The sequence below is a fragment of the Bacteroides sp. 3_1_13 genome, from assembly GCF_001185845.1.
GTDB classification, from domain to species: domain Bacteria; phylum Bacteroidota; class Bacteroidia; order Bacteroidales; family Bacteroidaceae; genus Bacteroides; species Bacteroides xylanisolvens.
Map to the genome: position 1 here is coordinate 1,197,451 of NZ_KQ236956.1, position 19,173 is coordinate 1,216,623.

Annotated in this window: 15 protein-coding genes; 10 read left to right on the top strand and 5 right to left on the bottom strand. The window is 37.4% G+C overall.

From position 1 onward, the window contains the following. Positions 1-160: 160 nt before the first annotated feature. The 3 genes from HMPREF9009_RS17515 to HMPREF9009_RS17525 form a co-directional block, all read right to left on the bottom strand. Positions 161-2,512 (bottom strand): DUF5703 domain-containing protein, encoded by a 2,352-nt coding sequence (locus HMPREF9009_RS17515; protein WP_049702853.1) that lies wholly within the window; start codon positions 2,510-2,512, stop codon positions 161-163. A 33-nt stretch (positions 2,513-2,545) separates the two neighbouring features. Beyond that, entirely contained in the window at positions 2,546-3,979 is a 1,434-nt protein-coding gene (locus HMPREF9009_RS17520; protein WP_049702854.1) for a sialate O-acetylesterase, read from the bottom strand. Positions 3,980-4,095: 116 nt separating this feature from the next. After that, positions 4,096-7,395, bottom strand: a complete 3,300-nt coding sequence (locus HMPREF9009_RS17525; RefSeq protein ID WP_049702855.1) for a glycosyl hydrolase — start codon at positions 7,393-7,395, stop codon at positions 4,096-4,098. A gap of 463 nt (positions 7,396-7,858) precedes the next feature. Between HMPREF9009_RS17525 and HMPREF9009_RS17530 the strand changes: the two genes are divergently transcribed. Continuing rightward, a complete protein-coding gene (locus HMPREF9009_RS17530) occupies positions 7,859-8,329 on the top strand; it encodes an HU family DNA-binding protein (RefSeq protein WP_049702856.1) in 471 nt (156 codons plus the stop codon). 661 nt (positions 8,330-8,990) lie between these two features. On the opposite strand, the gene HMPREF9009_RS17535 is transcribed toward HMPREF9009_RS17530, so the two are convergent. Further along, complete coding sequence (locus HMPREF9009_RS17535) at positions 8,991-10,064, bottom strand: IS110 family RNA-guided transposase (protein WP_008645115.1); 1,074 nt, start codon at positions 10,062-10,064, stop codon at positions 8,991-8,993. Between the two features lie 383 nt (positions 10,065-10,447). On the opposite strand from HMPREF9009_RS17535, the gene HMPREF9009_RS17540 reads away from it, so the two are divergent. From HMPREF9009_RS17540 to HMPREF9009_RS17575, 9 genes are all read left to right on the top strand, one after another. Next, positions 10,448-11,722, top strand: coding sequence for a hypothetical protein (locus HMPREF9009_RS17540; protein WP_198154757.1), 1,275 nt, complete (start codon positions 10,448-10,450; stop codon positions 11,720-11,722). A 100-nt stretch (positions 11,723-11,822) separates the two neighbouring features. Further along, positions 11,823-12,017, top strand: a complete 195-nt coding sequence (locus HMPREF9009_RS25840) for a hypothetical protein (RefSeq protein WP_157446486.1) — start codon at positions 11,823-11,825, stop codon at positions 12,015-12,017. Beyond that, the gene (locus HMPREF9009_RS17545) at positions 12,007-12,354 is read left to right on the top strand and encodes a hypothetical protein (protein WP_157446487.1); all 348 of its coding nucleotides are present in this window, start codon (positions 12,007-12,009) and stop codon (positions 12,352-12,354) included. Before HMPREF9009_RS25840 ends, HMPREF9009_RS17545 begins: the two co-directional genes overlap by 11 nt. Positions 12,355-12,548: 194 nt before the next feature. Beyond that, on the top strand, positions 12,549-13,769 hold the full coding sequence (locus tag HMPREF9009_RS17550) for an AAA family ATPase (protein WP_049702859.1): 1,221 nt from the start codon (positions 12,549-12,551) through the stop codon (positions 13,767-13,769). A 3-nt stretch (positions 13,770-13,772) separates the two neighbouring features. Further along, positions 13,773-14,408, top strand: a complete 636-nt coding sequence (locus HMPREF9009_RS17555) for an RloB family protein (protein ID WP_049702860.1) — start codon at positions 13,773-13,775, stop codon at positions 14,406-14,408. 230 nt (positions 14,409-14,638) lie between these two features. After that, on the top strand, positions 14,639-14,920 hold the full coding sequence (locus HMPREF9009_RS17560; RefSeq protein WP_049702861.1) for a DUF3791 domain-containing protein: 282 nt from the start codon (positions 14,639-14,641) through the stop codon (positions 14,918-14,920). Next, on the top strand, positions 14,914-15,642 hold the full coding sequence (locus HMPREF9009_RS17565) for a DUF3990 domain-containing protein (protein ID WP_049702862.1): 729 nt from the start codon (positions 14,914-14,916) through the stop codon (positions 15,640-15,642). The genes HMPREF9009_RS17560 and HMPREF9009_RS17565 overlap by 7 nt, the downstream gene beginning before the upstream one ends. A 285-nt stretch (positions 15,643-15,927) precedes the next feature. Beyond that, a complete protein-coding gene (locus HMPREF9009_RS17570; RefSeq protein ID WP_004325967.1) occupies positions 15,928-17,139 on the top strand; it encodes an AAA family ATPase in 1,212 nt (403 codons plus the stop codon). Next, the gene (locus HMPREF9009_RS17575) at positions 17,129-17,647 is read left to right on the top strand and encodes a hypothetical protein (RefSeq protein ID WP_049702863.1); all 519 of its coding nucleotides are present in this window, start codon (positions 17,129-17,131) and stop codon (positions 17,645-17,647) included. Before HMPREF9009_RS17570 ends, HMPREF9009_RS17575 begins: the two co-directional genes overlap by 11 nt. Here the strand turns inward: HMPREF9009_RS17575 and HMPREF9009_RS17580 are convergent. Further along, a complete protein-coding gene (locus tag HMPREF9009_RS17580; protein ID WP_049702864.1) occupies positions 17,640-19,154 on the bottom strand; it encodes a TlpA family protein disulfide reductase in 1,515 nt (504 codons plus the stop codon). The two genes, HMPREF9009_RS17575 and HMPREF9009_RS17580, sit on opposite strands and share 8 nt — an antisense overlap. Between the last annotated feature and the right edge of the window lie 19 nt (positions 19,155-19,173).

The window sequence follows — 19,173 nt, forward strand, 5'->3', positions numbered from 1 at the left end:
CAACGCCCTACGAAAAAGACACACCAGCCACAAGCCCTGAAAGGGCGGAACCGTATACAAAATTATGCCCTTTCAGGGCGCAAATTCAGATTGTCGTTTTTACGTAGGGCGTTGCCCTACGCTATATAATTAAGCCCTTTCAGGGCACTCCGCAAAATTATCATTTTTCCTTTTCAATCATTATAACAATATCCTTTTTTCTACTTTCCGGTAAAACTTTCAAGTCCGTCACTTTTCCGTTTTTGAGAGTGGCTTCTACTGTTGTTTCGCCCGGAGCATGAAGTTTGAAATGTACGTTCCATTCTTTCGGCCATGCCGGGAAAAGGAGTATTTGTTCTCCATTGGTTTGCAATAGCATTTCCTGAAGTCCTATCATGCCGCTACCTCCCCAGTTGTGATCGGGTGTCCAATCATATCCCGGTCCCCAAAATGCGGGGAAACGATGCGGTCCATTCGATAATTTGGCTAAAGATAGTTTCTTTGCTTCTTCGGTCAGGCCTAAACAGGCAGCCCATATATTATCTTGTTTCCATCCGGTATGCGAACGGAACTTGATGGCATCCGGGTCATAAAAGTAGGTATTACGGGCTATATCCAGATCCTCCTTTCCTACTCCATAAATACGCCATGGAAACACTGGATAAAGTTGTGGCGTTTCAACATTATTAATTCGTTCCCAACTTACGGCGGGCGAAATTGTTTGCTTCAAGACCGGAGCAATAGTCGGATTCAACGTATCTTTTATTTCTATGTATCGCAATGGAATCGGAGGTATTGCTTTTAGCATCTCCTCTTTCTCTCCGTATGTTTCTAATACCACTTTCAGGGCGGCGATGGTGCTGCTTGCGTTATTGGTCATCTTATATGTCTCACAAGCAGAACCCGGGAAAAGAATCAGATGTCCGTTGCCATCCAACGCTTTCCGTCCCCGGCGGGAAGCTAGTTGCCGATAATGTTCGTCGAAGAATGTCAGCGAACTCTCGATCAGAGGTAAATAAGGAGTAATATCGGCATTTGCATAGTTCTTTGTTTCCAATATCATTTGGCAGAATTCAAGAACCGTATCCCATTCATATTCCAGCCAGGCATTATATTCCAATCCTTTGTCAAACCAGTCCGGTCGTTTGAAACCATATTCTGCGGGGTTCGGCAAACCGAAATTTTCGATCTGCTCGCTAAAGCAGGCTCCATCATGTTGCCAATATATACGGCTTCGCAGTTCTGCATTTTTCAACATGCGGTTATAGAAATCAAACTGGGAAGGCATCATATCAAAGTCTCCGCTTTTCAGCATCGGCCAGTATACTAAACGTTGATTCTGTGCAGTCATCGTACCACCTCCCCATTTCCGGTAGTCGGGAGTGAAGGATTGTTTTTCATCAACATGGCAAGGATCAAAGGTGAAGAGTCCGCCATTGAATTTAGTCGGTACGCTGCCGTATGCATTACATCCCAACATATAACGGAAAAGGGTGTAGTTTCTGGTTATTTCTTTTGCTTCACCATCTGCTTCGATAAAACTGCGTTGCCAAAAGGAATTCCACCACGAACGTGTCTGTTTTTTATCCTGTATGATAGTCTTCGATGAAACTTTACCTTTGGGGGCTATTCTATGCAAAGCTGTTTGTATTCCCTGCTCCCACTCTTCTATTGTTTCTGTCTGGTCTGTATGTAACACAATGCAGAAATGTTCTTTCCGGGCTGCTTTGGAAGAACGAAATTTCCAGGCACGGTAGTCTGTTCCGGCATATACATCATCTGTGGTACCGACAAATTCTAAGTTATCACCGAAAAGAGTTCCTCCGAAAGTTAAGTTTTTCAAAGGATTCATCATTTGAGATTTTACTTCGTTCATCCCTTGTTGAGCCACAACTACATCAAAAACGGTCTGTTCGGGATTGCGATGATAAAACAGAAGTTGGTTCCTCTTTATTGAAGTCCTATTTGTTTCAGCCTTTCCTGTTGAATCAGTAATTTTGTCTAAAGAAATAAAGTCGGCCTCCGTCATAGAGCCTTTCGGGGGAGCCCATTTGTAGGAACACTGTTGCCCCTCTCCTTTTCTGACAGGTCGTTCCTGATAGCGCCAATTTTCATAAAAGACTTCAGTCTGCAACGGTTGTGCATTTGTTACCTCTACATGTATAATCGGATGAAAAACATCTACCCAAAATTGTATCTGCGTGTTTCCTGCCGCGATTTCTACATATCCGTCTTTTAACTTCAACTCCTGACGAAAATCTTTAGCGTCTTTGAAAGGATTGGGCGACAGGCGGAGACGTACACGCCCTTGTTTTAACTGGCAGTTGTTTTCGTCGAATGTGCCGCTACGGCTCACATAGAACATAACATCACCGTCTTCTACCCATATATTCATCCCGATATCTCCACCGCCACAGGGCATAGATTCAGAAGAATTACGACTTGGAGTATTCCAAATGACATTGGCATGCTGACTCCAAAGAGCCGACACGCCAACAAACAGTATGGTTATAATCAGATAAAATCTCTTCATATATTTTTCATATTTTACCTTGTCTATTTACGATTACCAATCATCCGAACGAAAAGATCCTAAAGGTAATCCGTCGCAATATACATCTCCTTCCACATAGTTTTCAAAACAATATCGAACAGCTACCGGGTGCGGCACTTTATCGCTTTTCACCAGCATCTTACTACGTTCTATCCATGCTTTGGCCGGATAAAAAACTTTATCTTCGCCGGCTACCTGAAAGTTTTTCGATTCGAAACAGTTTTTGCCACTAATCCACATATTGGCACGTTCGAAGCTAACAACTACGGTGTCGTTCTTTATTTCAATGCTTTTATAATAAGGACTTTCGCCATTCACACCTTCCACTCCATACGTTTTAGTTAAAGCCAGAAGAGCCAGGCGTTCGCCTGCAACCTGTTTCTTTGCGGGATGAATACCTTTTTCCATTCCTGCATCCAGTAATACAGCCATACCGCTGTTAGCTACACGATGTTCTACTTTTGCCTGTGCCTCCCGGAGATATGCCGAATTTATCACTTCCTTTCCTTTTTCGGTAATAATCCCGTAATCATACGGAGCTATCTGGCAATAATAGAAAGGAAAATCTCCCTGTTTCCATTCGGCACGCCAACCGTTAATCAATCGGGTAAACATATCAGCATACGTATGGGCACGATTCCAGTTATCTTCACCCTGATACCAAATCACTCCTTTCATGGTCATACCGATTAACGGATGCAACATACCGTTATAAAGCACGGTCGGAGTACGGTTTTTGGATTTTATGTCGGCTTCCGTTTGAGGAATCTTCGCTTCCGGAAAGGCTTTCAGCCAGTCTGCCGTCATCCATGCTTCACAGGCGGAACCACCCCAGGCTGCTACAACTAATCCGACCGGAACATCTAATATTTCATTTACCAGTCTCCCGAAATAATAGGCTGTTGCACTGAAATCACGGACACTAACCGGATTGGCTTCTTTCCAGGAACCGATAACGTCATTCTGCGGAGTGAATGTAGAAGTACGTTTCACCGTAAACAGACGGATTTGTGGATTCTTGCTGTGAAGAATGTCCATATTGGCATTTTCTACCGGTTGGTTTTTGAATCCTTTCATCGGCATTTCCATATTACTTTGTCCGGAACAAAGCCAAAGTTCGCCTATCAGAATATTATTCAGTGTCTTTTTGGTTCCATCATCAAAGGTCACAGTATAAGGACCTCCCGCTTCGGGAGTAGCTACTGTCAGTTTCCATGCCCCATTTTTATCTGCTGTTGCTGCATATTGTTTTCCATTCCAACTAGTGGTCACTGTTACTTTTTTATAAGGAGTCGCCGTCCCCCAAAGGTTTGCATTGGTCTGTTGCTGCATCACCATGCCATCAGAAAAAATAGCCGGTAGCTTTACTTCTGCGTGTGTTGACAGGCAGGCAGCAAGCAGAAAACCTGCCAACATTGTACCTGTTTTAATAATTGAACTTTTCATACTTTAGCTATATTATAATGAATTGGGCACGGATTACATGGATTGCGCTGTTACTTTATGTAATACGATTCTCATAAACCGTGTAATCCGCGTAATCCGTGCCTTAAAAATCTATTTTATTCTGTGGTAGAAAAACTCAAAGGTCCGAGTAATCCTGCCGGAAGCAGCGTTTTCTCTGCCCTGCGATATTTTGCATTAGTCCAAATGCCATCAAACGGCGCTTTTCCTTCATCAGCTCCTGCCAGTGCATTCGCCCATGTATTTGTAACCTCTATTTCAAGCTCATTAATTCCTTTTTTCAAGGCACCTGTAATATCTGCACGATAAGGAGCTGTCCAGATTGTGCCACAATCTATACCATTCACACGAACAGTTGCCAAATTATAAACTGTTCCCAGATTCAGATAAATCTGTTGGTCTTTATTCGGCTTATTTTTCCAGCGAAAAGTGGTTTTATAGGTCGCTGTCCCCGAATAATAACGTATCTGTTCGTCCGATTCTTGGCTCCAGTCGAAAAGTTCTTTTCGTGTGAGCGTTTTTTTGTTAGCTGCAAAAGTTATAGTATATTCCTTTGCCTCCAAAGCTATGTTTAAAGGGGCTTTGGCGGTGTCTTTTTTCTCCTTTTGCAGTTGGAGAGAGGATTCTCCATAGCCTTCATCTACTCCCTCCGCAGGATATACGATGAATACGGACTCATTAGGAGCCAATGTGAGAGTAACTTCCGTCCGGTTTCCATTGATACGATAGGAAGGATGAACATTCATTTCACCCGTCACCGGATTCCAACATTCCGGTTTCTTACCGTTGATACGCATACTTGCAGTAAACATGCGTGTTTCGTCCTTTTGGTTGGCGACGAAATAGAGCTCACCAAGTTCGCCACGACGATGCGTCCAGGCAATATCTTCCGGCACGATCATGTCACGTTCCAAGCCATACACGGAAAAATCTTCTTCTGTATAAGGTAAAGAAGGTACCAAAATGCCAGCTTCTTTTAATTCATTGATTTTCTTCTGCACTTCCGATGACAATACTGGTTCGGGATTCATAGGACGCGAAAGAGGTAGTACCAACACTTTATAACTTGCTCCACCCGGCAACGTTATTCGTCCGTTTTCTGCTTTCGCCAAACGAAGGATTGCATCTTTATTAAAACTATCGTATGCATATCCACGAAGCGGATTCACCCATTTCTCCGGATCAGCCATGTTAGCTGAATGGGTAACACCTACCGGACGTACACGTAAAGGCTGTCCCTCATTGGCCAGACGGATGCGTTCACTTTCCACTCGTTCTGCACCGAAGATTCCTGGCAGAGAGGGAACCAATCGTTCCGGTAATATCGAACGCCTCGGCACTTCTTCACCTGTAAAGACTGCGATGTCTGTTACCGGATGCCCATATTGCAACAACGACTGGCAACGGGTAGCATATTCGGAAAAGGCTTTTGCGCCTTTATCCCACCAGGTCTGATCCCGTTGGAAGAAAAGTCCGATGCCATCCAATGTCATGCCGGGCTTGCGGTCCAACCAGGGATTATGTACATATACATGGTAGAAAAGGCGGTTGATTCCTAATGCGTAATTACGATCCAACAAGGCTTTCAACATTCCGGGGTATTCATCCCACGTGCCACGCACTTCGGTGAATCCTTCAGCCTGAATTATATTCTTTCCGTAGATATGTGCTCCGCTAATAGCGTCGAGCATATCATTCGGTTTGTCATGTGTGGGACTGTTCAACCAAAATTCACCCATCGGAAGATCTACTTTTTGATAATGTAGTAGACCATCGCTTACCATCGTCGGAGCCACACATTCTGCCGAGAATTGGCAATCATATTCTTTCGCACAGTCCGCCAATACCTGATAGAACACATCTACGACGAGTTCTGATATGGTAGTACGTACGTCTCGCAGAATCTTTTCACTTTGTTCGACACTTTCCATCGGAATACCTGCCAATAGAGGTAGATAAGGCATCAAATCGTAGCCACGACGTTTCTGAAATTCAATAGCGAAACGCTTATTCCAGTTTTGGCTGCCACATTCCCAGCTATCGACATGCATATATTTCAGTACACGACGAGCTATTTCGGGATTAGTCTTTGTAAATGCCTGTGCATACCAGTTATCGAATTGCTTCCGTACCGTTTTCGGGTTAAACTTATCACATTCCAATCCTTTTCCACCTCCCGCTGTCGCATTGGTATGCCCGGTAGCCGTATGTCCCATACGAAGTAATTTCCATTTTCCTTTGGGGAGAGTGGCGGTCAATGTTTTTCCATTCGCATGACCGGTATATTGCTCTGTCAGATTGATGACTTGTGAAAGTGAATAGCATTCTTGTTTCCCAACTTCCTCTTCTTTAGTCGCTTGAGCAACACGCCACACCAGTCCGGTTTTTCCTTCCCACTGGTTCAGACGGGCTTCCCGGTGCAGGCGTAATTTTTTTATTTTCAGATTGGGCTTCCATTTGGCAGCATCCATATCTTCACTTCCCGGTTCGCTCCCTTCAGGAGTCCAGTAGAAACGGAAGAAACGGGCAGTAGTCGGAGGAATACTATGAGTTGAGTTCTTATCCGTATTCTGCCATCCCTGACGGGCAGGTACCAACTGTTTGACAAAACGATAATTCACTCCGTCGTCACTAGCCATTACTTTCAAGCGGTGTGCCTGATAATTATTACCATTTAAAACGATTTCGATGTTCCGGCAAGTGAAAGGTTGTCCGTATTCATACTGGATATAGCAGGGATATGAAGAACGGATCACTCCTGCCGCATCGATGTTCACTGTTTGAGCTGCTTTTACATTTCCTGTCGTAGCTAGGTTGACACAGGTAATTTTAGCCTGCATCTCGTCTGCTGCGTCTTCTACCGGCAAAGCGAATAATGCAATATCTTCATAATAATTGTCATAGGCTTCCGGTTGTGGCAAGCGAATAGCCATCAGCTTTCCTCCGTTTACAATCGTATCGCTCCAAACCACTTTCTGCATAGATTCTTCAGGAGTAATCCAGGGGCCTCCCGCCAATGCGAAACCATCACAGATGTGCATTCCCAATTTTAGCCCCAAACGATCTGCTTCTTCCATGCTGAAACGCACCATCTCCCACCATTCGGGAGTTAGCTGCTGCGCTTTGCCATCGTATTGGGCGCCTTCGTGGATACCTTTAATCGGCATCAGATAAGTACCTCCCAATCCGGCATGTTTCATTGCCTCCAAGTCGGCTGTAATCCCTTCTTTGGACACGGCGCCATACATCCAATACCAAAACGTCCAGGGTTTTGCTTCATCGGAAGGGTTTAAGAATTGATCGCGAAGTGAGCGTGTTTGTTGTGCATCGGCAGGACATACGGCTGTCCATGCTAATAGAGAAAGTGCAAATATCTGTTGTTTCAGTCTATTTTTCATTCCAATCTATATTTTTACAAAAAAGAAGACGAGAAAAGGTCTATTTTGTACTCGCTATTAATATAATTTTGTGACTCATTGAAATAGTCCATACACTTCCCTATTGCACACCAAATATTTGAAGAAGATGCAATATGGAAAGAATCAGTGCATTGATAGGCAGTTATTGAACCACCCTAAACGAATTCAACATAGCAGCGTCTTTTAATATATAATATTTTTATTATTATATTTAAAGTATAAAATATCGTACATGCACTTCATTAGAAAATTTTATATATAATGATATAATAATTTATTTATTACTAATTATTGATATTTATATATATAATTAACTGAAATACAGATTTTTGAAACGATAACACTATTTCTGTTTTTAAATCAAATATAAGACATTATCTTTGCGCCGGAGTCAGATGTGTGGCTTCTTTTCAAGTACTAATATGTAATATTTATTTTTAAAATGAGTCTTAGGTATAAGAAGAAAAAAATTGTATTGTGTTTCGACAAAGAGAACAAAGTCGAAAAGTATGTAGCCGCTAATGTACTTGCGGGAAGTCTTAATTATAAGAAGTTGTGTGATGAAGTCAATCAGCGAACCGGTATTCATCGTTCTATGGTAGATGTGGTGCTAAAAGGACTGCAAGACACTATGGTCTCTTTTTTAGAAGAGGGCTTTTCGGTTAAACTGGATGAATTTGGTTCATTTCGTCCAGCAATCAATGCAGAGAGTCAGGATAAGGAGGATGATGTGAATGTACATACCATCATTCGTAGAAAAATCGTATTTACTCCGGGAAGTAAGTTTAAGGCAATGCTTGGTGGAGCAAGTGTTGAATTGTTTGGAGATGGAACTACAATTACCGAAAGTGGCGATAATGGTGGCCCATCGGGAGGAAATTCAGGAGGGGAAGCTCCAGATCCTGCTGCTTAATTTTTTATTTTAGTTCTTTTGAATAAGGAAAGCTCATCAAGCTTTCCTTATTTTTTGACATTCCAGACAATAAAGGACAAAACTGCCGTTGCCTGATGGCAAATTCACCATTGGGCAATGACGGATTCATGGTTGCCCAACGGTGAATTCAACATCTATATTGATGATTAGGTCATATTTTCCGACAAAACTAATCGGAGATATGCTTTACATTCCCTTTTACTGTTCCCCTACCTTTTTCTACTGTTTTTCTTGGAAAAAGAAAAAATATAGTTTAGAAATAATTCTAATTACATTTTTTTGCATATATTTGTTGCGTTTCTCACGCCGATACCTCAATTCGTGAGGTTAAGGGTGGTGTGGGAAATGGATTATATTAAAGAAAGACGTTTACTTGACGTTTTGTCTTTGGCTTATCAAAACTTCGAACACTTTGAGCAGCAGTCAAAACAAAGCAACAGTAGATGTCTACGGGATATGTTTATATATATTTAGTGTGTCTTTTTATCAAAAAGGCATATTGGATTTATACATATCGGCGTGGGCTTCTGCGTTGCTCGTTCAGACTACTGCGGGCAGTTCGAAGGCCTTGATAAGCGGGACGAGTAACAAGTACAGATTCCCGCGTATTCTATGCTAATATCCTAATCTCTTATTCCGTTTAACAATAAATTAACTTCTCGTTCTTTTTCCTTTCTATAACTTCTCGTTCTTCATAATATTTGTATGTATTTTGATCATATGGTACTTTCTTCCTGACTAATGCCACTATGATTCTTATGAGTTTGTTCTTGACATTATTTAAAGCCACTTGAGGCTTCTTTCCCTTACTAATCAGTCTTTGATAGTAATCTCTAATTTCGGGATTATATATTTTGGCTATATGAGCTGCTTGTCCTAATAATGATTTAATAAGTTTATTGGCGAAATGGCTTGTATGAGCAGGTGTATTTACACTCGTTCCGGATTGTTTACCAAAGGGGGCAACTCCATAATAGCATGCAATCTTTCTTGGGTCATATCCGAATTTTTTGAAGTTGTTTGTGTAGACCAACATACAGGTTGCGTTTTGCCTGGCTACGCCTTTTATTGAGGTTATAATAGCATAATTTTCTTTCAGTTCCTCATCCGCCTCTATTATGCTATCAATGGCCTTATCGCATTCGGCAATTGTTTTGTTTATCTCCGCAATAAGGTGTTTGCTCTTGCGGTTGATGAAGGATATTGCTTTTGACTTGTTTGATTGTGATTTGTCCTCTTTTCGTAATTCCATTGCCACTCTTTGCCCAACTAGCTTATGCCTATAGAGGAAAATCTCCCTTAGTTGCGCAAGGGATTCATTCAATGGTTCAAAGGGTACAACCTTGTCCTGTTGCCTCCATGCGTATTCAGCAATGATTGCTGAGTCCGCCTTATCGTTTTTCACACGCTGGATACCACTGCTATGTTTTATGGCGTAAGCGTTCTCAATCCATATGTCATAGCCTTTTCCGTAAAGCCATTTGCTCAGTCCTATACTACATGAACCTGTGTCTTCTCCACAGAATAGCCATTCCTCAGCAATTGTATTCCAAGCGTTTGTTTTAACCCAATTACATAACTTGCGGTAGCCCGTAGTGTTATTTGGGAAACACCCATACTCACGGGAGCCTATTTCGTTCATTCCACATGCGAGAATTATCGTCGCGTCAAGTTTCTCCTTTGAAAAATCAATTCCAATAAATAATTTTTTCATATTTTTGCTGTACTTTTCTAAGACTGGTAAAAGCTGTTTGAACTCTAAACTCTAAATAGGCTCGCAACCTTGATATTCTATCGGAGCTTTGCAGCTTGGCGGAGAGAGGCCGTTACGTGGGCTAGCCTCAAGTGCTTTCTCTTTTATGGTGTCCTCTTCCCGCCTATCAGTCTTTATCTTAATACAACAAAGATAATAAGACTGATATTTTCCTGATAAGATGCGGAGGTAATTATTCGTCTCGCTTGACTTTTTTAAAATAAATTTCCGACCTCTTATCTATTAACTGCAAACTTAGAGCTTTTTTTATTATAGTCTATTATCTTTTTTATTATTGAACCGTCCGGTTCGGGATCTGCGGGCATATATCAGACAATACTATTATGAGAAAAATGTTTTTAGCATTTTTTACTTTATTCATGGCTATAGCCTTGAATAGTATTAATGCGCAGGAAAAAGAAGATAGTTATACTTATGAAAAATATGGTGTTATCAACCAATATACCAATAATATGGTTTTAGAAGTTAATAATATTCTAAGGATTGCCAAACATGAACATAAAGATTATTTTTTTATAGGTATCAATGATTTATCTCCTTTCAGTGAAGATCCTGCTGGATTTAGTTTATTTATATCTTTAAAAGGTTATGATGAATATAATGAACAGTATGTTTATATTGGTGATGCTATTGAAGTTGTAAGCAAGAAAGAAAGCTTGATCTATAAAGGAAAATGCTTAGTTAAATCTAAGAATAAGTTGGATATATACCTTAATAATCAAGGTTATAATTATGAAGAAACTTATAATAATGATTTATCTTTTAGTGTGGCTTTTAATAATATGAGAACAGACAAAGAGGGATATATATCACAAATACCAAATAAATTTATAAGAATATTTCCTATAAGGAATAAAACCGAACAAGAAAAAAGAGAACAAGCTGAAATTAGAGATCAAAAAATAAAAGAACAATTAAAAATAGAAGAACAAAGAAAGCAAGCTGAAAATAAACGAAAAGAAGAAGTCGAAAAGATATTGCTGACAGTGAATGAAAAAAAGATAGATGAGTACGTTCGTGAATATTTTGAGAATAAACTTATAAAAGAATCAGAATATTGGGATATATTGAAAGGACCACAAAGGAAAAATATTAAGACGATTGCAAACGTAAAGATTTACGTAGATTCACTAAATACAAATGTCGTTAGTATAGGCGATGATATTATTAATGAAAGATTAAATACTCTTTATTGGAATTCCTCTCAAACTCATTATTGCACAATAAATGGCACTGATTATAGTAAATGCCAAAATTCTGTGTTTTATAATAAAAAAATGGATATTGAAACTAAAACATTAGAAAAAGGTATATATGGAGTAGAAAAAAGGAAAGGAAAATTTAAGTATTATGAAGCCGTTCCTAATGAAATACAGGAGTGGTGCAAAAGTAATATTACCCAAAACGGTTTCCACTCTATTCAATACATTAATTATAATGGGAAATATACTATCAAACTTATTAATGTGACCAAAGATATAAAAAAGGTGCTTCAAGGAAAGGATCCTCAAAAAGCTAAAAAAGTATGGAGAACTACAGGTAGCATTGGTGGTAGTATTCTTTTACTAGAAGGATTAATAGCTTTAAAAGCGATATAAGTCAAGTCTAAACTCTAATAAAAATAGCACTATGTATGATACTGGATTTCTTATGTTATTGTTTGTGCCTTATCTTCTATTGTGTATGATACCTTCTTACATGGCAGAAAAAAGAGGTAGAAGCGGAATTGGCTGGTTCTTTTTATCAATTTTTGTAACTCCATTTTGGACTGCTCCAATCATTCTTTGTCTTGGGGAAACTGATGAAAAACGTAAAGAAAGAATTTTTCAAGAAGAAGAATGGAGAATTCTCTGTCGGAAATTATACTCAAATAAAAACAATCATGAAAACTAAATCTTTATTATTAATTTTATTGGTAGGGTTTGTGTCGTGCAAAGATTTTAAACCTTCTAAAGAAAACACTATTTTGATAGAACCAAAAGAACATGTTCTTGAAGGAACTTATGTTTCTAATGACGGACTTTATAAGTCTTTTACCTTCAAAGGAAGTTCGACGGTTGTAATCAAAGATAATATCTTTGGATTTGACTTTGCTTCAAGTTATGAAAGAGATGGAAATCTGATTCGTGTCAGAACAGATCAATCTGATTTATTGTTAGAAATAGTCACACCTGATTCTTTAGTCGGTGAAGGATTTGCAAAAGGTAGTTTCAAGAAAGTCTATAATTAGAAAAAGAAGAGACTTTTCTACTTCATAGGAATTGTACTTCCTACTGTCGCGGTGATTGGATGGCATATTTTTAAAGATAAAAGCGGGAATGTATGTTATTAGACATAAAATAATATAATTCGCCTAATGCATATCCTTATATCATAAAATAAATAGTATATTTGTGATAAAATCTCGAATAAAACAATTAAAATATGATTATTCAATTTACAATAGGAAATTTTCTATCTTTCAAAGAACAATCTACATTGTCATTAGTAGCATCAGCTTTGAAAGAAATACAGGTTCCGGCCGAAGATATAATCTTTAATGTAGGGACTGCCGGATTATCATTAATGAAGAGCGCGGTAGTCTATGGTGCTAATGCATCAGGCAAATCCAATTTTATAAAAGCATTGGAATTTTTTAAGTGGTATGTGATAAATTCATCAAAGGATATTCAAGCAGGCGAACGTGTTAATATAGAAAGTTTCCGATTAAACTCACTTACTGCGAACGAACCAAGTTATTTTGAAGCAATATTCTGTGATGAAGATAACCAATATCGTTATGGATTTGAAGCTGATAATTCATTGGTACATTCGGAATGGCTTTATCAAAAAGCCAATAAAAAGAGAGCTAAGGAAATTGAATTATTCTATCGGGAAAAAGATAATTTTGATATTCATACTAAGTTTGTCGTTGGTAAAGAACTTGCAGGTAAACGAATGGTAAGGGCAAATGCATTATTGCTTTCTGTTGCGGCACAATTCAATGATCCGACAGCAGTAGAGATAATGAAATGGTTGAATGATACCACTATTATTTCAGGTTCTAACGATGAAAAAATATGGAATACAGCAACTATCCAACTGGATGATATCAAAATGAAACAGAGAATTGTAGAGTTTTCCCGTTATGCTGATTTAGGTATTGAAAATATTGAAAAAGTTGATAATGCTATTGTGAGTACACATACGCAATATGACGAGGAAGGTCATGAAGTCAAAACTATTACTTTCCCATTCAGGAAAAATGAATCGGAAGGTACAATAAAGTATTTTTCTCTGGCATACCCTATCATTGATGCTTTGGATAATGGAAAGCGTCTTATAATAGATGAATTTGACTCTAAAATGCATCCTCTTCTTACATGTAGAATTATTGCCTTGTTTAATTCAAAAGAAACAAATCCCCAAAATGCTCAATTAATTTTCACTACTCACGATACAAATTTGTTGAGTGCTAATATATTCCGGCGGGATCAGGTTTGGTTTACACAAAAAGACCGCTATGGTGCAACCGAACTTTATTCATTGGCAGAGTATAAAGTACGTAATGATGCTTCGTTTGAAAAAGATTATTTATCAGGAAAGTATGGAGCAATTCCAATTGTTGGAGATTTAACCCGCTTGTTTAATACCCAAGAAAATTAAACCATGACGGCTACAAAAAGGAAAAATATAAATCCGCGTATCGAAAGAAAGATAACCCGTATCAGTAGTGTACGTGAGGTGAAACAAACATTTCTGATTATTTGCGAAGGAGTTAATACCGAACCTGATTATTTCAACGCTTTTCGTTTGACTTCTGCCAATGTGAAGGCACTTGGTCAAGGTATGGGAACATTGGCATTAGTACACAAGGCTATCCATATAAAAGAGCAGGAAAAGCTAAAGGGACGAACATATAATCAGAATTGGGTGGTCTTTGATAAAGATGATTTTCCTGAAAATGATTTTAACTCTGCAATCCTATTGGCGCAACAAAATGGTTTTGAAGTGGCTTATAGTAACCAAGCTTTTGAATTTTGGTTTTTACTGCATTTTAATCTATACCAAGGGGCGTTGCATCGTTCCAGATATGAAAAAATGTTGGGCGCTTTGCTCGGATTTGCTTATACAAAGAAATCGGGTGTAAGTTCTAAAATGTTTAATACTTTGTTTTCTAAACAAGAACAAGCCATTAATCACGCTAAAACTATCATGAGACAATTTAATGGGAATAATCCGGCACAACAAGAATCTTCTACTACTGTTCATTTGTTGGTAAAAGAGTTGAATAAGTTCCTATAATATAAAACTTTTCATTGTTATCGAATTAAAATCAGTATTTTACATATAAACCTTTGTGGCTCTATAAAATCTGTTAGACAGAAAAATAAAAATGTGGAATGCGACTTTAATATTCCATAAGGAAACGTGATATACTATACCAATTAATTGGAAGAAAGAAGGAACTTTTCTATCTTTGCTAATATTAATCTTTTTCGCTAATGGATTAAGATAAGAAAGGAGAAAATAATATGACCCTTAAAGAAAAACAATTAGAGTTTATTATCTATTGTATAGAGAATACAGCCGAACGGTTAGGACGTTATAGTGCGGATGTATATAATAAACTAAAAGAATTAGGTGCTATAGACGGCTATATAAATACTTTTTATGATACTTTGCATACCCAAGGCAAAGCCTACATAGTAGATTCTTTATTAGAATATATCTATCATCGTGATCCACAATGGTTACCGAAAGATTATCGTCCTTTTCAAGTTTCGACACAGCAAAAAGGAGATAAGTCATGTTAACTGTTTATCATGGTTCTACTTACCGTGTAGAACAACCATTAGCTGGAGTATGCCGACCAAATCTTGATTTCGGAGTGGGCTTTTATCTTACTGATTTAAAGGATCAGGCTATTCGTTGGGCTCTTCGCACAGCTGATATTCGCCATGAAAATAGTGTATGGCTCAATATTTATTCATTGGATATAGATGCCTGCCGTAACTCTTCTTTTCATTATTTGCACTTTACCACTTACGATGCACATTGGCTGGATTTTGTTGTAGCATGTCGACAAGGGAATGTTATATGGCAGGATTATGACATAATAGAAGGCGGTATAGCAGATGACCGTGTGATACGTACTATTGACCTTTATATGCGTGGTGATTACACTCGTGAAGAAGCATTGTCACGTTTGATTCATCAAGAGCCTAATAATCAAATTTGTATTACGAACCAAAAAGTAGTTGACGAACACTTACATTTTGTGGATGCTATACTTTTACCTATCCCATCTCTCTCAAAAGAAATCCCCAATGCAGATATTGTAATGCAAGGCAAATATTACAGCATTGTAGAACTTCTTGCTACCCGTCTGCATATTTCCAGTCTACAGGCACTTGATATATTTTATAATAGCGAAAGCTACCAGCGCATTGTCCACCGACTTGGAGATCTATATCTCATGAGCGATGCATATATTGTAGATGAATTGATGAGGGAGCTACAAAAAAGACAAGGTTGATATTAGCCTTGTCTTTTATCCCTATTACTAAGCTGTTCGAGAAGTCTTCTTCCGATGAAGTAGTCAGGCCATCCATCCGGATCGGTGACAGTACTCATATTGTGAATGGCAAAGAAGACATTAAGAAGTTAGCGAAAATTTATAATATGAGTGAACATCTACTAACTTTTTCTTGTTTTTTTCTATAAAAAAGAACTACTTTAGGTATTATACCAGTATTAATGACTACATTTGCCAATAGTTATTCTTTTATATGAGGGATATAACTTTAATTTTTTAATGAGCATGGCACATTTAATTGTAACAGATTTTGGGGCTATAAAATCCGCAAATATAGAAATAAAGAAATATAATTTCTTTATTGGACATACTTCTAGTGGAAAAAGTACTATTGCAAAACTTCTTGCAATATTTAACAATTCGATTTTTTGGACTATTAAAGAAGGAGATTTCAATAGTTTCTTAAGGTTATTGGATAAATATAATATTAATTTTGAATTTACGTCTACAACCATTATTCGTTATAGCAATGAAAAATACTATTGGGAAATAGGCTTAAATAAATTTCACAGTAACTACGAGGATGCTGATTTGATGGAAATGGCTAATACTTCAAAGTCATATGATTTTATTTTAAAATTTATAGAACGAAAAGAAAATAACTTTGCATACAAAGAATTTATCAAAAGTCTTAAAAACCTCTTAGATTTAAAAGACAGCGCAATGGTAGAGTTAATAAAACCTGCCTTAGTTGGACTCCTTTATGAAGAATGTATACCAGTATATATTCCAGCTGAAAGATTGTTGATTTCAACATTTTCTAATAGCATATTTTCTTTACTTCAAGCAGGAGCTAGTATTCCCGATTGCATAAAGGATTTTGGTAGCTTATACGAAAAAGCAAGAATTCAGTATAAAAATATTGATATAAACATTCTTGACATTAAAGTGTCATTCAATAACAATGGTGACACAGTATATCTAATGAATGAAAACAAAGAAGTAAAACTATCTCAAACTTCTAGTGGAATTCAATCAATTATTCCGTTGTGGATTGTATTTAACCAATATGTTGAAAGCAAGAAAAAACAGATATTAGTAATAGAAGAACCTGAATTAAATTTATTTCCTTCTACTCAACACTTCCTTATTGATTGGATCATGAGAAAGATGAGAAAATCAAATGGAAGTATTGTAATTACGACACATAGTCCATATGTGTTATCAGTAGTAGATAATTTAATTTTAGCACAAGAAATATTAAAGAAAAGCAATAAAAAGAAGTTGGTGCTATCTAAAATTAAAGAACTCATTCCATCAATGGCGCTAATTGATTTTGATGATGTATCATCCTACTTTTTTCATTCAGATGGAACTGTTAAAGATATAAGAGATACTGACATAAAATCTTTGGGAGCTGAATACATAGATACGGCTTCTGACAAATTAGGATATATTTTTGACGAACTATGCAATATTGAAAGAAATGAGTTGTAAATGTTTTAATAGAAGATTCGTATTCAAGAATACAGATTCTTTTGATCATAAATATGTTAATTCAAAGTGTAAATGCACTTCTCGTTTTACGATTTGTGAAAATAAAAGTAAGTTCACTATTGCATCTAAAGATATTTCCGAAGTTGATAAAATAAAAATTGATGGTTATTTTGATAGTTCATCAGAGCATAGAAAGTGTGATTACTTATTTGTATACACATCACCCCTTAATTGTGTTTATATTTTTGTAGAACTAAAAGGAACGGATATTGCACACGCTATAACACAAATCGGCAATACAGTGAACTTATTCTACAATCAAGGATATCTAAAAGATAAAAAAGTTATAGGAGCTATTGTTAGTTCACGACATCCATCCAATGACGGTACGTATCGTAAAGCAAAACAAACCCTAGAAAAATCACTTTCATCAAAAATAAAAAGCTTTCGTATAGAAAAGAAGAATAAAGAAATGACATACGATCCTATTAATGATAAAGTTATTTAAGGGCATCTTCAATTCGAGATACTAATTGCGGATTGCTGGGACGTGCCGTAGTTCCGAAATCTACAATTTGCCCTTTTCTATTAATCAACAGATAATAGGGCATTCTATCTATTTTCCATTGTTTGCGAATTTTCTGTAAGTTATCTTTTCCAAAAGAATCAGATGCATAAATACATTCAATTCCCCGGTTTTTCAATGAATACTCATTCAGACATTCTTCCCATTCTTCCTTGGGTTCACTTACACATATGGAATATATGACCAGGTCTTTGGTGGAATACTTACTCCGCAATTGTTTCAAAGGTTCCATTTCTGCCAGGCATGGTGGACACCACCTAGCCCAAAAATCGAAATAGATCACTTTTCCGTGATACTTCTCAAGTATATTATAGATGGGTTCCATGTAAGGCATAGATGTTTTTAGCTTTGAGTTTTCGTGAAACTCACCATATAATAAATTGTTGGAAACTGGTTGCGGATTTTCCAGGTAAGATTTAGTCTGATTATATATCTGCATCACTTGTGCACGCAAATGTGGCATTTTTACGATTGAATCAAACTGTGTATGCCTCGTTGTTAAAGCAAGTGTATCATTTGTATTCAAAGAGCCAACTGCCATTTTGGTATATATATACTGGTTCAGTTCATTCTCTCCTACTGCCGACATAATCTCTTCTACAGATGGATTTTTCCTATCTTTGTAAGTTATTCCATAAGCTATATAGCGCTCTACCTCATCGGCAATATCATATAAACGTGCCGAAAGAATCCCTTTATTATAAAGTTTATTGATTGCAGGCAGAAGTTTATGATACCGATCCATTTCTTTTCTTGTTTTAAACTGGCATTGGTTACCATAGGATAACAAAGCGTAATAATAGTCCTGTTTCAGTAACTCTTCAGTAAATAACGTAACATCTTCCATTGGTTTATACTTCGTCAGATACTCGTTTCTCCGCTCCAAACGAAAGTCATATTCCTTCTTTAATTCAGCCTCAAAATCCTTAATATTCAAATTCGGGTTTATACTATAATTCTGTATGTAATAGTAGGCGCTTTCTGTGAATGCAAGTATTTCTTGATTCAGTTTTTCTGCATCACCTGTTACTTTGGGATGAAAAAGATCTTTGAAGTCTATTTCCACATGTATGCTATCTCCCGGGTGGATATACAAATGTTCTGCATAATTGCGAATGGAAACTTCTCTTAATTTTGCATAAACCGGAAAGCGGAATGAAAATGAGCCATCTTCTTGTATGGGGGTACGATATTGATTTTCCATTTTCCAAAAAAATGGAATAATGAGAGTTAATTCCTTTTCTTGAGGATAAAAGTCCCGGTTCAACACTTTTCCTGTGATAACAGCTTCTTTAATATATTCTTTTGCTAACGGATAACTTTCTTCTGTCTGTACAGATGATTCGAATTGAGATTTTGCCCGGTCTTTTTGCCCGCATCCGGCTAATAACAAAGAGGTTATTATCAGAAAGGAATAATAGTGTTTCATCGTGCCTGAATATTAGAAA